Genomic DNA, 15,729 nt, shown 5'->3' on the forward strand with positions numbered 1-15,729 from the left:
ACGCTTTTATTATATCAGTCCATGTCGCATGCGGATGGTATTGTTGTTCTTTGTACAAGTAGTTCTCTTTTTCGGGAGGATAGGAAACATGCTCAGCTAATTGCCCGGGCAAATCGCTACTTACATTACCGAGAAATGTGTTGGGGGAAACAACAGGGATATCGAGTTTATGATATGGGTGGCTATCATGTTCGTGAAGATTTTTGGATGGATGTTGATATGGATGATAATGAGTATATTAAAGTATCAAATTTCAAAGATTCACTGGGAGGTGACATTAAGTATTTCAAGGCGGGGTATATTTTTCAATGTAGTGCTTACCGGAACATCGTTTTTAATCTGGAGAAGAATAAAGAATTGCTGGGGCGGAAAAAAATTATTCTTTATGGCTATGCTCAATGGGGAAGATTCGTAGAGAAATATCTCAGAGAACACTTTGGTTTGGTTCCCTATGTTCGCATTGATAATAAACTTTTTAAACGAAATAAATCACTTTATAATAGTGAGGTTTTGCAGCGTTTAATAGCGGATGATGCTATAGTTTTGTTGACACTTGATGAGAAAAATTGTCGTATTGTTATGCAGGAGAGTAATATACAGCCATATAAGCAGGTAAGACACATAGTTTGTGTGAAACTTAAATAAGAACAGCAGAAAATTATAGATGAATGAATAATATATGTCGAGATTTTCATAATAAGTTTAGAAGAATTTTTTTGACAAATGGTAAATGGGTTATGTTTTGAGACTATGGTGATTTGTCGGCATCGTTACGTATATCATTAAATTAAGTATTTTATGGATTATGGGGTAATTATGGGCAAGATCATCATTATCTTAATATATCTCACTGGCAGCATAGTCGTTTTGCTGACTTTTGCGTTAGAAGTAAAAATTGAAAATATACTGGGAAATTCTAGCTATACTAATAATATTAGTTTTATATAAATGCTGCAACACGATTATTGCATTACCATTATAGGTTTAAACAATGCTATAGTGTGGATGTTTAAGTCTGTATTGCCGATGACAGCATGCAAATAAAGAAGGATAATCTGAACTATTTATTCGATAATGGCATCGATTTAAGATAGCTGATATAGTCATAGGCTATGGTAGAGAGAAGTTTGTTTTTATTTAGAACAGATTATCAGTATTCAGGTGGGAAGAGTACGATAAATGCATCAGTATATTTATCAAAAAAATTTATTATTGTGGGGTTTGATGTTTAAATTATTTTATATGTATAGTTTATTTTAGGGAAAATTATTCGAAAAAGTTATTTTGAAATATAAAAGCTGAATTAAATAAGTTGTTATTTTGATATATATCTCCGTCTATATCAAATGGTAATTAAGAATGCATCTTCGAATTTTTAATAAATACAGACGGATTATGGGGTGTGATTTATTAGTATTTATAATGTTACACTGAAAGTATGGATAAGATTATATAAAAAGGAGAATTTAAATGATTTCATTTGAAAATCTAATTTGTCATAAGACAAAGTTGGCAGTGATTGGACTTGGTTACGTAGGTATGCCGATTGCAGTGGCATTCTCTGATAAAATAGATGTCATCGGATATGATGAGAATATTCGAAAAATAGCTATTTATAAACGGGGTATTGATCCCACGGGAGAAGTCGGTGATTCAGTAGTCAAAGCTTGCCACGTGAATTTTACGGCTGATCCTAAATTTCTGAGTGAGGCACTTTTTCATATTATTGCTGTACCAACTCCTGTCAATGCTGATCATACACCGGATTTATCTCCTGTAAAAAGTGCAAGTCACACAGTAGGTAAAAATTTGCAAAAGGGGGCTATTGTGGTCTATGAGTCGACGGTTTATCCTGGAGTGACAGAAGATGTCTGTGTGCCTATTCTTGAGCAAGAGTCTGGTTTGAAATGTGGTGTGGATTTTAAGGTAGGGTATTCGCCGGAACGCATCAATCCGGGGGATAAAGTGCATAGACTTAATACAATTATCAAAATCGTTTCAGGGATGGATGAAGAAACATTGGATATTGTTGCTAAAGTTTACAGCCTTGTAGCAAGGGCAGGTGTTTATCGTGCAGAATCCATTAAGGTTGCAGAGGCGGCGAAAGTTATTGAAAATAGTCAGCGTGATATCAATATTGCTTTTATGAATGAACTTTCGATGATTTTTCATCGCATGGGTATTGATACAAAACATGTACTGGAAGCTGCTGGTACAAAGTGGAATTTTTTAAAATTTCAACCAGGATTGGTCGGTGGTCATTGTATTGGGGTTGATCCATATTATTTGACTTATAAGGCAGAAATGTTGGGGTATCATTCGCAGGTTATTCTTTCAGGGCGTCGTATTAACGATGATATGGGACATTATGTTGCTGAGCATTTGGTTAAATTACTGATTCGACAGGATATTCCTGTTAAAAATGCAAGAGTTATGATTTTAGGATTTACTTTCAAAGAAAATTGTCCAGATACACGCAATACGAAAATTGTTGATATCTATCATGAATTGCTGGCATATGGTATTGAGTCAATAATTGTTGATCCGTTGGCTGATAGTGAAGAAGTAAAGCGCCTTTATGGAGTGACGTTGCACTCAATGGGAATGGACAGAGATATTGATGCTGTCATTTTGGCAGTACCACATAAAATATTTTTTAAACTTAAACCAGAACTGATTGCTACATGGTATCGAGTAGGTAAAAAAACGAAAATATTTATGGATTTGAAGGGCGTCTTCGATGATAAAAGCTTTGTTGCTCCGACCTTTGAATATTGGAGGTTATAATGAAATATTCAAGAATGCAGATTCCAGAGAAAAGTATATTTTTAGTGACTGGCGGGGCAGGTTTTATAGGTTCTAATCTTTGCGAGGCTTTACTAGAAAACGGGATGACAGTCCGTTGCTTGGATAATCTTTCTATGGGACATATTGGAAATATTGAGCAGTTCATGAGAAATTCGCAGTTTACATTTATCCGCGGAGATATTCGAGATTTTGATACATGCAAGCGGGCAACCGAAGGTGTTGATTATGTTATGCATGAAGCAGCATGGGGTAGTGTACCGCGCAGTATGAAATATCCTGTCCTTTATGAAGAAATTAATATTCATGGCATGCTTAATATGCTGGAAGCCGCACGGGAAAATGGTGTGAAAAAATTTGTTTATGCATCTAGTTCATCTGTTTATGGTGATTCGAAAATCTTACCTAAAAAAGAAGGGCAGGAGGGATTTCCTTTGTCTCCATATGCACTTACGAAGCAAGTAAATGAAAAATATGGTAAACTTTATTATGATACATATGGTATGGATACATATGGCTTACGTTATTTCAATGTTTTTGGGCGTCGGCAAGATCCGGAGGGGGTATACGCAGCTGTTATTCCCCGATTTATTCGACTGCTTTTGCATGGTGAAACACCTATAATTCATGGTGATGGTCATCAGTCACGTGATTTTACTTATGTTGATAATGTAATTGAAGGTAATATGTGTGCTTGCTCAGCATCAAGTAATGTAGCAGGTGAAGTATATAATATTGGTGCAGGTGGTAGGGAATATTTGATTGATGTATATGTAAAAATTTGTAACGCTCTTGGGATAATAAAAAATCCTAAATTTGATTCAGAACGTCCTGGAGATATTCGTGATTCTAATGCAGATATTGCAAAAGCAAAAAAAAATCTTGGATATATACCGTTGTATGATTTTAATGCTGGTATTAAATTAGCTATTAATTGGTATCGGGAGCATCTCTGATATGAACAATCACAAACGTATTTTACTTTATGGGGCGGGAACAAATTGTATACAATTTTTAAAAATGGTTCAAGCACATCCCCAAATTTTTTCAGATGAAATTGTAGGCATTATTGACTCATCCTCAGAAAAAATTGGGCGCAAAAGGGGAAGCTACATTGTTAATTCACCAAAAACATTGTATACAACTAATTGGGACAATATTGTCATTACAAGTGATCAATATGCTAACGATATTCGTAGACAATTGGTTGATGGAAATGGTATTGAAAATAAATATATATTTGATAATCGGTCTTATCAAAGTCAAAAAGTTATTGCATATCAATATAAGTATAATATCAATATGCATATGAGAAGAAAATCATGTGAGACGGAATCATTTAATAAGGATTCTCTGGTAGTTTATACAGCCATTATCGGTCAATATGATATATTAAAAAATCCATTGACTATAGAACCGCACGTTAAATATGTTTGCTTCACAAATCAAAAATATTTACAGTCCAATGTATGGGAAATTCGCCAGCTAAATATGAAAAATATATCTGCTTCGTTGATAGTACGTCAATTGAAATTAAAACCTCATTTATTTTTTCCGGAATATCAAACAAGTATTTGGATAGATGCTTCTTTTCAAATTTTGTCTACAATGTCTACTTTTATGTATAGATATCAAGATAGTGCAAATATATTAATGTTTCCTCATCCTTTACGATATTGCATTTATGATGAGGCTGCTGCCTGTTGTTTTTATTATAAAGAAAAAAAATCAAAAATTTTACGACAAATTATTGATTATTTCAAAGAAGGATATCCCATTGACAATGGACTGTACTGTGGTGGATTTTTAGTGCGTAATCATAATCGGCCAGAAGTTATAGATACTATGAATCTTTGGTATGAGAATGTAGAACGATATTCCTCACGTGATCAGATTAGCTTGCCATTTATTCTTTGGAAAACTGGTATACCGATTGATTTATGTGATTTGACCATATGGGATAATCCATGGCTAAAAAATTATGAGCATATTTAATATTTATGGCAGGAGATTAGCTCTTATGAAAAAAGATATCATTTTATGGGGAATTGGTGAAGATGGACAAAGGTTACTTCAAACTTGGTATTGGCTGGTAACAAAAGAATATAATATTATAGGTCTTGTGGATTCTAATCCCAGTTTATGGGGGAAGACTTTTATGGGATTTACTATAAGTTATCCAGATATAAAAAAATTACATTGTGCTACAATCCTTATTACAAGTAAAAAATATACAGATGAAATACGACATATACTGATCAATAATTTTTTTATTGAGAGAAATAATATTTTATTATGGAAAAATGTTGAGGATATGTTAGTAAGAGAACTTGGTTATATTTATCGTAATACAATAGATTCTGAGATAAAGCAAGTTCTCAATAATTATAATGATAATGGCTTTAATATTTACGGAACATTTTATGGCAATAAAGCACTAAAACCTATACAAAGAGATGAAGATGGCTGGCCATATACTGATTTTGAAGATAAAAAAATGTATTTTCCAAAAAACTATAAATTCATACAAAAAAATGGGAAAGAATGGGTACGTAATCTCTTATATGAACAAGGAGATGGGTCACCGCATCTTTATTTACGTAATGAAGAAGAAATTCCCAATGGTGCAGTTATAGTGGACGCTGGAACTTGTGAAGGTAATTTTGCTTTACGGTTTATTGAACGTGCAAGGAAAATTTATTTAATTGAATCAGATCCAGTATGGATGACAGCTTTGAAAAAAACATTTGAACCATATAGTAAAAAAGTTATATTTTGTAATAAATTCCTTTCACGATTTGAATCATCAGAAACAGTAACATTAGATGGTTTGGTAAAAGAAAAAATTGATTTTTTAAAAATGGATATTGAAGGTGAGGAGATTAACGCATTATTAGGAGGAAGGTACCTCTTAAGAGAAAGTGATGTGCATTGTTCTATATGTAGTTATCATCGAAATCATGATGATGAAAATATACAGTTTATTTTAAATGCGTTAGGATATCAGACAAGTACTTCTCAAGGGTACATGTTTTTCGTTTATGATCCTTATATTGCCTCTACGATGGATTTCAGACGTGGAATTGTTTATGCGACAAAAAATGAATAAAAAAATATCGTTGCAACTGTATATTTATCTAAATTCACATTGAAAAAAAGGCAAACTTTAACACAGATTAATTAGTACCTGTCTTTTTAGGCTAGATACAGCCTTCAGAAAATGTATCGGGTAACAGCCCTTGTCATTTAAGAAACCTTACGGCCTCTATAACAGCTGTTTTCATTTGATCTTCACGCATTTCTGGAGGCATATCAATTTGGGACAAGCCGACAGGATCGAATATTTCACCTGTTTGGAACATATGATAAACGGCTGTCATGATCATGCGCGCAATGGCGATTTTCTTATCGCGTCGTTTTATAATGCGTTCATATTTGATTTTGTATGGTTGGGTAAAACATTTCATCGCTGTATGAGCGACTTTAACAAGCCGTCGGACACCAAACAGTAATGATATTTTTGAATGAATCGATAAGCCTTTAATCGATTTTCCTCGCAAAGAATGCCGCCGCTTTTTTTAGGAAAAGATTTTCCTTTTTTATTTCTTCCAGTTCGTTTTTTAGACGAAGATTTTCTTTCATGGAATCATATTCTTCTTTGCTTTAGGGGATAGTTTGGCATTCATTACGAAAATTTTTTACCCAGTGGGAAATAACAGCTTTTGAAACTTTGTATTTTCTTTGAAGATTTAGCAGAGTGTGTCCTTCTTCTAAATGGAGCCTTACCATTTTTTCTTTGAATTCCGGCTCATAATAACGTGTAATCTTACATTCCTCTTTTTCTAATAAGATTATATCCCATTAGGTTTAGATGTTACAATATTACTTTATCACAACAAGTAAAGTAGAATCCAAGTCTAAGATAATCTGTTCTGGCTGTTTATTCTTATACAGAACCTTATGTATCTTACGAGACATGTCGTTAAACTGTTCCAAGGTAGATTCATCAAGACGTGAATTAAACCGTGAGATTGTTGGCTGTGATGCCAGGCGTCTCTTACCGCAAAGTTGGTTAAAGACAGGATCGGCATATGAATTATCTGCTATGTCGTCTGTAGGATATCCGGCACAAATCTGGTAAATCTTTTGCAGCAGTATTTCATGATCAAGATATTTACGTCAGGCTGTATTCTTGGTTTTAAAACTTTTGATTATACGGAATATACCGGTTTTTTCCATAAATTCATGCAGCAGGTATAAACCTGAATCAGAAGAAAGCTTACCACCATTAAAATTAATTTCACAATTGGGCTTGTTAAAAACTTGTAGATTAGTAAACTATACATAAGGCTTCAACTCCTTTGTTGTGTGTGGTTTTGGCGATTACATTTTAACAGAGTTGAGGCCTTTTTGTATATGTTTTTTCGGCACCTAATAGGTACAGCTATGAATTTGCTGAAATTATTGACTTTATAGCTGTTTACGTTTTTATTGTATGCTGCGTGAATATTTCAGGTTAATATATGTATAATTGATGTTTTGATATAGATGGTAAAGAATTTTATGTGTGATGATATATCATGTTAAAATTTTCAATGTGTAATTGTAATATGTTAATTTTGCTCTGGAGGTGTATTATGAAAGCAATTATTATGGCAGCTGGAGTGGGGAGTAGGATAAGTAGACATGTGGATAAACCGAAGTGTCTATTAGAAATTGAGGGAAAATCAATTATTCGACGAACAGTAGAAATGCTTTTAAAAAATAATATTGAACCGTTTGTTGTTGTTGGATACCAGCATAAACAGATAGAAAATAATCTAGCAGATTTATCTATAACTACCTTGTATAATCCGTTTTTTAGAGTTACTAATAGTCTCGGCTCACTTTGGTTTGCTAAAAATTATATACCAAATAATGAAGATTTATTGTTAATGAATGCAGATGTGTTTTGGGAACAGGATATTATGGAGATTATTTTGGAAGAAGATAGGGAGGCATTATTGCTGGCAGATTCGTCATTGGTACGTCTAAACGAGGGGGATTATTTTTTTGGCTGTAAGGAAAATAAAATTGTAAAATATGGGAAAGATCTAGCCAGAGAGATTCGAACGCACGAATATGTGGGTATTTGTAAAATACAAAGATCATTTTTAAAATATTTTAAAGCTATGATGGAAAAACTTATTGAAGCGGAAGAGTATGGATGTTGGTGGGAGGATATATTATATAGGTGCAGTGCTGATAAAGATGTATTTGTAAGAGATGTAGCTGGCCATTTTTGGGCAGAAGTGGATTATATCGAAGACTATGAACGTATTATGGACTTTGTTTGGAAACGTAAGGAACTGCAACTGCAGCAACTAAGAAACAAGAAGTAGGTCGGAAAGGCAGGACATATATGAGGCTGTTTACTATTGGACCAGTTGAGATGTTAGAGGAAATAAAAAAAATTGGCAGTAACAATGTTCCTTATTTTAGGACAACTGAGTTTTCGAAAATTATGTTGGAATCTGATCGATTGCTTAAAAAATTTATGGGCACAGCGGAATCATCAAGGTCAATTTATTTAACGGCTTCGGGAAGTGGAGCTATGGAAGCTGCCATTATGAATTGTTTTTCAATGCAGGATAAACTTTTGATTATTAATGGTGGGACTTTTGGTCAGAGGTTTACCGATATTTGTATGATACACAAAATTCCCTATGAAGAGATAATTTTGCAACCAGGAGAAGCTTTGACAACAAAACATTTTATCCCATTTGAAAAACATTCTTTTACTGGTTTGTTAGTAAATATTGATGAAACATCCACGGGACAGCTTTATGATATTAATCTTATTGCTGAATTTTGTCAACGTAAAAAATTATATTTAATGGTAGATGCGATTAGTTCGTTTTTATGTGATCCATATATTATGGATTTTTATGGAATCGATGTTACTATTATTAGTTCACAAAAGGGACTGTGCGTTCCTCCTGGAATCTCAGTAGTAGTATTGAACCAACGTATTTTTGAAGAACGTGTTCAATATAAGGATGTTCAATCTTTATATTTTGATTTTAAATCATATATTAAAAATTTTGAACGAGGGCAAACACCATTTACCCCAGCAGTAGGAATATGCATGCAAATGAGTAAGGCATTAAACTTGATTGCTGAGGAAGGATTGGAGGTTCATTTAGACCATATTGCTGCAGTGGCGAATGATTTTCGACAAAAAATACAAAATCTACCGGTAAAAATACCTGAATATCCGTTGTCAAATGCAATTACACCAGTTATTTTTGAAAAAAATATTGCGTATAAGGTATTTCAGGTTTTGAAGGAAAAATATGATATTATGCTTAATCCTACCGGTGGTATTTTGCATGATAGGGTATTGCGTGTGGCACATATAGGGAATACAGATGTTGAAGATAATAAAGAATTAATTTATTATCTGGAAAAAGCAATAAGGGACGTTAATAGTCATGATTGAAAAAGTGATTGTTGTTATTCCTGTATATAAAAGCATGCCTGATTATTTGGAAAAAATATCTATCCGACATAATATTGATATTTTAAACCGGCATCCAATTGTTTTCGTTGTACCGAAGAATATGGATGTGTCTTGGTATTGTGGAGAATTCCCAGATTGTGGTATTGTTCGATTTCCAGAAAATTTTTTTACTGGATTTATAGGCTATAATCAATTACTTTTGTCAGACTCGTTCTATCAGGTTTTCGAAGATTATAAAAAGATGCTGATTTGCCAAGCAGATGTTTTTGTTTTTTCTGATGAACTGGAGAGATTTTGTCAGATGCCTTATGATTATTTTGGTGCACCTATTGGTATATTTCATGATGAAACTTATAAATTATATGGTGGAAATGGTGGATTTTCCTTACGTAATATTAGGGCTTGCAGATGTATTTTAGCAACTCACATAGATGAATGTACGGAATGGAAGGCAAATGAAGATGAGTTTTTTTCTTATTGTGGCGAAAAATATAGTCATGAATTTCAAGTAGCGCCTATTAGTATTGAATGTGGTTTTGCATTTGATAGGTTTCCGCGATTAATTTATGAAATAAATAATAAATGCCGACCCTTTGCAGTGCATGGCTGGTATGTCAGGGATATATCTTTTATGAAGTTTTTGATTGAATCCTTTGTTAATGAGAAAATTGTTTGGCCACATATTCTCAATAATGAGCAGATTATTGCCGAATTTCATTCATTTATAAATAAACAAAGTAAAATTGCATTTTATGGAGCGGGAGACTGGGGAAAAAGTTTCTTACGGTATTTTGATTTAAATGAGTTTAATGTAGATTGTTTTTTAGTTTCTGATGAACAGATTTGTGATCAAACTTTATATAATGGGAAAAAAATTTTTCATTTAAGTGAAATGTCCAATGTTATTCAAAAATATGGCATAATAATCACTACAGGAAGAATGTATAGAAATGAAATACGTGAGAATTTAATGCAAATCGGGGTTAGAAATATATATGAAATTTCGGAAGAATTATGTAATATTGTTGGAGAAGTAATTTTGAGGGCAGCTAAGGAGAATTAAATGCATGAATAGTATTGAGTTAAATACTGAACAAACACGTAAGCTGCAACTAGAAATTTTAGATTTATTGGTTGAGTTTGATAGAATATGTCGAATAAATCATATTCGTTATTTTTTATCATGTGGAACATTATTGGGAGCAGTTCGTCATCATGGATTCATTCCTTGGGATGATGATGCTGATGTAGAAATGTTACGAGAAGATTATGAAAAATTTGTTGCTGTGTGTAATGAGGATATACAAAAGGATAAATTTTTTTTCCAAGATAGTTCCACGGATTCCGAATATAGTTGGACATATGGGAAATTACGTAAAAAAGGAACTCGTTATGTACGCCCTGGTCAAAGTCATTTAAAACAAAAAGATGGGATTTGTATTGACATTTTTATTTTGGATAATATAGCTGCGTCTACGAAAATACAACGATTTATGGAATTAGCAACAAGAGCTTGCAGAAAAATCCTATGGTCCAAAGTAGGAGCACTAAGAGTGACATGTTTTTGGCAGCGAATGTCATATAAGTTATTACGCATTTTTCCATATAATTGTGTTTTAACCATATATTTTTATATAGTTGAATGGTATCGTAATAAACCAACTGGTTGGCTGGGGTTTTTTAATACGGAAGCTCGTACAAAAAGAGGTTATGCTTTTAATAGTTGTTGGTATGAAAATTCAGAGGAATGCATGTTTGAAGGTCATGTTTTTTATATACCAAACGGTTATGATAAAATTCTTTACTTAAAATATGGTGATTATATGACTTTTCCACCGATAGAGGAAAGACATGGTTCTTCTCCCGCCGAATATATTCGTTTTTCAGACGGATTAGAAATTAATGGAGGATGATTTAGGTGAATATAGCATTGGTATTTGCGGGTGGTACAGGGATTCGTATGAGAACAACGGGCAAACCAAAGCAATTTATAGAACTTTATGGTAAACCTATTATTATTTATACGTTAGAAGTTTTTGACAGACATCCGGATATTGATAATATTATTGTTCCTTGTGTGACAGGGTGGGAAAAATATTTAGCCGATTTAGTGGAGAAATTTCATTTGAAAAAGGTAAAAAAGATTATTACTGGTGGTGTAAATACACAAGAATCTAAGTTAAAGGCACTTAATGCTATTCGATCGACATGTAAGGATAATGATATTATTTTGCTGCATGATGCCGTAAGACCATTGGTCACTGAAAAAATGATTTCGGACAATATTTTGTGTGTTAAAAAATATGGCTCTGCTGTGACAGCAGTTCCATTCACGGAAACTGGCATTATAAGCGATAATGGGGAAGAAACTCAAAAAACAATAATTCGTAATACACTTTATATCGCTAAAGCACCACAAAGTTTTTATTTTAAAGACGTATTAAGGTCACATACTTTAGGTCAAAATATGCCCTATCGTATAACTATTGACACTGTTAGTTTGATGACAGAATTGGGGGAAAAAGTGCATTTAGTACCATGTACAACTACAAATATTAAAATAACTACACCTGAGGATTATTATATTTTTAAGGCGTTGGTGGATTTGAAAGAAAGTAGGGATATTTTTGGTATGTAAAGATGGTACATTACATAAAATTATCTGGGAAGATATGTCGAAAATATATTTTGATAACCAAGATATTAACTGGGAAAAATTGAGAAATTCTACTATTTTAGTTACAGGTGCAAATGGAATGATAGCATCATATTTTATTTATATGTTGTTGTTCTTAAATAGAACTATAAAGTTGAATGTTCATGTCGTTGGTTTAGTGCGAAACAAAGAAAAAGCAGTAAGGCACTTCGACAAATTAACCAATAGTAAGGAATTTTCCTTATTGATACAAGATGTGTGTGCGCCAATAGAATACAACGGAAATATTGATTTTATAATTCACGCAGCTAGCTCCACAACTCCGGGAAGTTTTCGGGATAAACCAGTTGAAACAATTAAAACTAATATTCTTGGAACAATGTATATCCTTGAGTATGCACGTGTGAAAAAGGTTAGAGAAGTTATGTATTTGTCAACGCGTGAAATTTATGGTACTAGGACTGATGAAAAGGAATTTGTCAAAGAGTTTGAATATGGAGTAGTAAATCCAAGTGAAGTGCGTTCCTGTTATCCGGAAAGTAAGCGGCTGGCAGAAAATATGCTTATGTCTTATCATCATGAATATGGAATTCCTATAAAAATTTCGCGTATTGCGCACACTTATGGTCCAGGAATGCCTATTGGTGATGGACGTGTTGTAAGTGATTTTTTGCAAAATGTTTTAAACTCACATGATATTACTTTGAATAGTGATGGTAGTACAGTCTTGGCTTTAACATATTTAGCTGATACAATTGCTGGCATTTTTCGATATTTATTAAATATGGATGAATTAGTATGTAATATTTCATCTAATCGCTGTATTCTGTCTGTAAAAAAACTTGCTGAGCTTTTATGTGATATTTTTCCTGAAAGACAAATGTCGGTGTCTTTTAAAACCATATCTATAAGTGAAAAAACAGGATATTTAAAAAACAAAATTCCCTTTTTAGCCCCTGATTTAATGTACAGTGCAGGATGGAATCCTAGAATTTCTGTAGAGACTGGAATGAAAAGGACTATTGCTTATTTGGAGAAATAGAGAAATATGTTTTTTTACTCTTTGGCATATGGAATAAATTATAATGGATATTTATAAGGGGGAAATATGTGTTTAATAATACTGATAGGGTGTATGTTATTTTTTTTGCTTATAATTGCTGTGGCCGCAATAGGCAGTGTAGGTGGGATATCAGTAGTTGGAATAATATTACTAATAATTCTTTATAAAATGTATCAAAATAATAAAAATAAGGAATTTAAACATATTCGACAAGTAACAACAAAAACAATTACTGAAACCACTGATGAAAAAGGTGAAAAAATAACTGTTATAAAAGAAGTTTCTGAGCCACAGACAGAGTATAAAAAAATATTAAAAGGCCCTTCTGGTAAGGATAGAATGGAGACTGTCATGCTTACTATTCTTGGATTTTTGGGTTTTGCTGGATTGGGCAGAATATATGTTGGTCAATATGTCACAGGTTTAGTTTATTTTTTTACATTAGGATTTTGGGGATTGGGAACTATATACGATCTAATTTTATTGTATAATAAAAATTTTACTGATGCATATGGACGAATAGTACTAAAAGATGCAATAATTTATTCACATTATTGCATTATTGCTGAAATATTTCTTATCATAGGTTGTTATTTAATGATTTACATAAATACTGAAAATTTATAATAAAAATAGATTGATAGTATAATAAAAGTGTTGCGGATGAATTTGTAAAATGAGACAGATTTAATTCATTAAGGATAAAGATAAACGATTGCATTGGAATATATTTATTTTTTATTCACAATGTGTCGATTGATAAAAGGTATAAAATAATGAATAAAAAATGTATCGTTCTTGGAATTATTAGTTTATTATTAGCAATAGGTGCGGGCGTTTATGCTGCTGTGCAAACTGCTTCAAATCGTCAATCGGCACATAAACAAGAAGGAAGGAAAGTAAATAAATCTGTATCGGGAATATATGATATAAATCTAACGGAAGAGGAATTTCGTGATCGTTATAATAGTGTTATCAATACAGAATTTCCCGGGATGTCATTAAATTTGAAAAAAGCACCAGAATATCATGGAGTGAATGCTAATGTTTATGAGTATCATTTCATGGATGCTTTGTCGATGATGGTTTCATATTATCCAGATACTTATAAAGTTAAAGGAGTGATCTTGACAATTACATCAACGGATGAGGTAGTTGCTGATAGGATGCTATCGGCTATGGTAGCATTAGTGATTACAGTGAGCCCTGATTTGACTGCTGATGGAAAACGGAAACTTTTTCAGAATATGGGCATGTTTCAGAAAAATCATCATACAGATTATAAGACTATTGATAGATCTACTACACACAATGGCATAACCTATTTAATTAAAGGTAGTGGCGGTAATGGAGTAGGGTTTTTTATTCGGGGGAAAGATGTACAATTAGGTGGTGAATCAGTTAATAATCCTCATGATTTATTAGCTGACTTAGCGCAGTATTTAACATGGTTAAATAGTAATTCATCAGATAGTATAACTTCTAATTACAATAATACTATGATTCAAAAATATGTACATCTTAAAGAAACTTATGATGGAAATATTGTTGCTATAGCTAATCAATGTAATCAATCACCGTCACGAGAAAAAGCTAAATTCCTACATGATTCTGCATTAAAACTTCATAATGATATTGAAATAACTAAAGTCCAATTAATGAGTGAGACAGATATAGATGCTAAGGTAAAGGATATGCTTTCACATGTGCTGGAAAGTGAGTCTGAACGTGCTTATTATTTGTCTGGTGGATTATTGGCTGTATCATTAGGGCAGGATCCTTTGCCAGATTATAAATCTGGTGGAATAATGAAGGATGAATATGATCTTTATAATCAAAAACTTCAAGCATTATTAAAATAGAAAGAAAATGGAAGATATATCAGGAAAATAGAATTTGTATTAAGAATGCAGAGAAGTTAATCCATGAAGAGAAAATATAAGTACAGAAAGGTTTTACGGATGTTTGAAGAGGGGAGATATGAGTGACTAATAATCCTGAATATGAAAAAGAATGGCACAGGGTTCACACAGTGCTTGTGTAAGGGGGAAAAATGAAATATACGATTGATGTAATGAAATCATGTGACTGGGAAGAAGTAAGAGATATTTATTTACAGGGAATTAAAACCGGTATGGCAACCTTTCAGACCGAAGCGCCTTTGTGGAAAGATTGGGATAAAAGTCATCTTAAGGTATGCCGGTTTGTTGCCCGCTCGAAGGATAAGGCGCTGGGATGGGTGGCATTAAGCCCAACTTCGGGCAGGGAGTGTTACCGAGGTGTAGTAGAAATTAGTCTTTATATTGGTGAAGCATATAAAAATCAAGGCATCGGAACGGCTCTTTTAATGGAACTGGTAAAAAAATCTGAAGAAAATGGGATTTGGACGTTGTATGCTTCGATTGCTCAAATGAACTGACGACTGTCATGACTTTGTTCCTGCCATTTGAGCAATTTGGGGATTAAACATAAGCCCTGGGCTCATTACTACGCTGCCCCAAGTACCCATAAAAATGGCAGAAACAGCCATTTTAGGGTGTATACCTGTATTTATTAGTGCAGGTATAAGTAACGTACCAACAGCTGCTGCACAGCCTGCGGCACTTGGTAGTGCTATATTTACAAAAAAAGTTACCATAAACTGCAAGGGCTATGAATAAAAGTCTGTAAATAAGGTCTTCATGATAGTTAATAAAGAGTTAA

General features: G+C 33.1%; 18 protein-coding genes. 14 read left to right on the top strand and 4 right to left on the bottom strand.

The window, feature by feature from the left end:
- The 5 genes from I6751_RS09005 to I6751_RS09025 form a co-directional block, all read left to right on the top strand.
- Positions 1-645 (top strand): hypothetical protein (locus I6751_RS09005; protein ID WP_196599074.1); only part of this gene is annotated, 645 nt, incomplete at its 5' end.
- 825 nt (positions 646-1,470) lie between these two features.
- Positions 1,471-2,787 (top strand): nucleotide sugar dehydrogenase, encoded by a 1,317-nt coding sequence (locus I6751_RS09010; RefSeq protein ID WP_196590717.1) that lies wholly within the window; start codon positions 1,471-1,473, stop codon positions 2,785-2,787.
- On the top strand, positions 2,787-3,761 hold the full coding sequence (locus tag I6751_RS09015; RefSeq protein WP_196590718.1) for an SDR family oxidoreductase: 975 nt from the start codon (positions 2,787-2,789) through the stop codon (positions 3,759-3,761). The genes I6751_RS09010 and I6751_RS09015 overlap by 1 nt, the downstream gene beginning before the upstream one ends.
- 1 nt (position 3,762) lies before the next feature.
- Entirely contained in the window at positions 3,763-4,800 is a 1,038-nt protein-coding gene (locus I6751_RS09020; RefSeq protein WP_196599075.1) for a glycosyltransferase domain-containing protein, read from the top strand.
- A gap of 25 nt (positions 4,801-4,825) precedes the next feature.
- The gene (locus tag I6751_RS09025) at positions 4,826-5,914 is read left to right on the top strand and encodes an FkbM family methyltransferase (RefSeq protein WP_196590720.1); all 1,089 of its coding nucleotides are present in this window, start codon (positions 4,826-4,828) and stop codon (positions 5,912-5,914) included.
- A gap of 133 nt (positions 5,915-6,047) precedes the next feature.
- On the opposite strand, the gene I6751_RS09030 is transcribed toward I6751_RS09025, so the two are convergent.
- The 3 genes from I6751_RS09030 to I6751_RS14110 all read right to left on the bottom strand — a co-directional run bounded on the left by I6751_RS09030 (position 6,048) and on the right by I6751_RS14110 (position 6,963).
- A complete protein-coding gene (locus I6751_RS09030; RefSeq protein WP_196590721.1) occupies positions 6,048-6,365 on the bottom strand; it encodes a hypothetical protein in 318 nt (105 codons plus the stop codon).
- Positions 6,366-6,468: 103 nt separating this feature from the next.
- Positions 6,469-6,660: a transposase gene (locus tag I6751_RS14105; protein WP_414153171.1), complete on the bottom strand. Its 192-nt coding sequence runs from the start codon at positions 6,658-6,660 to the stop codon at positions 6,469-6,471.
- Positions 6,661-6,687: 27 nt separating this feature from the next.
- Positions 6,688-6,963 carry a transposase gene (locus tag I6751_RS14110; RefSeq protein WP_196590737.1) on the bottom strand — a complete coding sequence of 92 codons (276 nt, stop codon included), beginning with the start codon at positions 6,961-6,963 and terminating at the stop codon, positions 6,688-6,690.
- 479 nt (positions 6,964-7,442) lie between these two features.
- Here I6751_RS14110 and I6751_RS09050 point away from each other — a divergent pair, with 479 nt between their 5' ends.
- The 9 genes from I6751_RS09050 (at position 7,443) to I6751_RS09090 (ending at position 15,445) form a co-directional block, all read left to right on the top strand.
- On the top strand, positions 7,443-8,186 hold the full coding sequence (locus I6751_RS09050) for a phosphocholine cytidylyltransferase family protein (RefSeq protein WP_196590723.1): 744 nt from the start codon (positions 7,443-7,445) through the stop codon (positions 8,184-8,186).
- Positions 8,187-8,206: 20 nt separating this feature from the next.
- Positions 8,207-9,286, top strand: a complete 1,080-nt coding sequence (locus tag I6751_RS09055) for a pyridoxal-phosphate-dependent aminotransferase family protein (protein ID WP_196590724.1) — start codon at positions 8,207-8,209, stop codon at positions 9,284-9,286.
- Complete coding sequence (locus tag I6751_RS09060) at positions 9,279-10,370, top strand: DUF5672 family protein (protein ID WP_196599076.1); 1,092 nt, start codon at positions 9,279-9,281, stop codon at positions 10,368-10,370. The genes I6751_RS09055 and I6751_RS09060 overlap by 8 nt, the downstream gene beginning before the upstream one ends.
- Positions 10,371-10,374: 4 nt before the next feature.
- Positions 10,375-11,220 (top strand): LicD family protein, encoded by an 846-nt coding sequence (locus tag I6751_RS09065; RefSeq protein WP_196590726.1) that lies wholly within the window; start codon positions 10,375-10,377, stop codon positions 11,218-11,220.
- 5 nt (positions 11,221-11,225) lie between these two features.
- Entirely contained in the window at positions 11,226-11,945 is a 720-nt protein-coding gene (locus tag I6751_RS09070; protein ID WP_196590727.1) for an IspD/TarI family cytidylyltransferase, read from the top strand.
- Complete coding sequence (locus I6751_RS09075; protein WP_196590728.1) at positions 11,935-13,005, top strand: NAD-dependent epimerase/dehydratase family protein; 1,071 nt, start codon at positions 11,935-11,937, stop codon at positions 13,003-13,005. Before I6751_RS09070 ends, I6751_RS09075 begins: the two co-directional genes overlap by 11 nt.
- Positions 13,006-13,071: 66 nt before the next feature.
- Positions 13,072-13,653, top strand: a complete 582-nt coding sequence (locus tag I6751_RS09080; RefSeq protein WP_196599077.1) for an NINE protein — start codon at positions 13,072-13,074, stop codon at positions 13,651-13,653.
- Positions 13,654-13,802: 149 nt separating this feature from the next.
- Positions 13,803-14,888 carry a hypothetical protein gene (locus I6751_RS09085; RefSeq protein ID WP_196590730.1) on the top strand — a complete coding sequence of 362 codons (1,086 nt, stop codon included), beginning with the start codon at positions 13,803-13,805 and terminating at the stop codon, positions 14,886-14,888.
- Between the two features lie 191 nt (positions 14,889-15,079).
- Positions 15,080-15,445, top strand: a complete 366-nt coding sequence (locus I6751_RS09090; protein ID WP_196599078.1) for a GNAT family N-acetyltransferase — start codon at positions 15,080-15,082, stop codon at positions 15,443-15,445.
- 6 nt (positions 15,446-15,451) lie between these two features.
- On the opposite strand, the gene I6751_RS09095 is transcribed toward I6751_RS09090, so the two are convergent.
- Entirely contained in the window at positions 15,452-15,664 is a 213-nt protein-coding gene (locus tag I6751_RS09095) for a hypothetical protein (RefSeq protein ID WP_196590732.1), read from the bottom strand.
- Positions 15,665-15,729 lie beyond the last annotated feature (65 nt).

The organism is Pectinatus frisingensis, from assembly GCF_015732285.1.
In the GTDB taxonomy this organism is placed as follows: domain Bacteria; phylum Bacillota; class Negativicutes; order Selenomonadales; family Selenomonadaceae; genus Pectinatus; species Pectinatus frisingensis.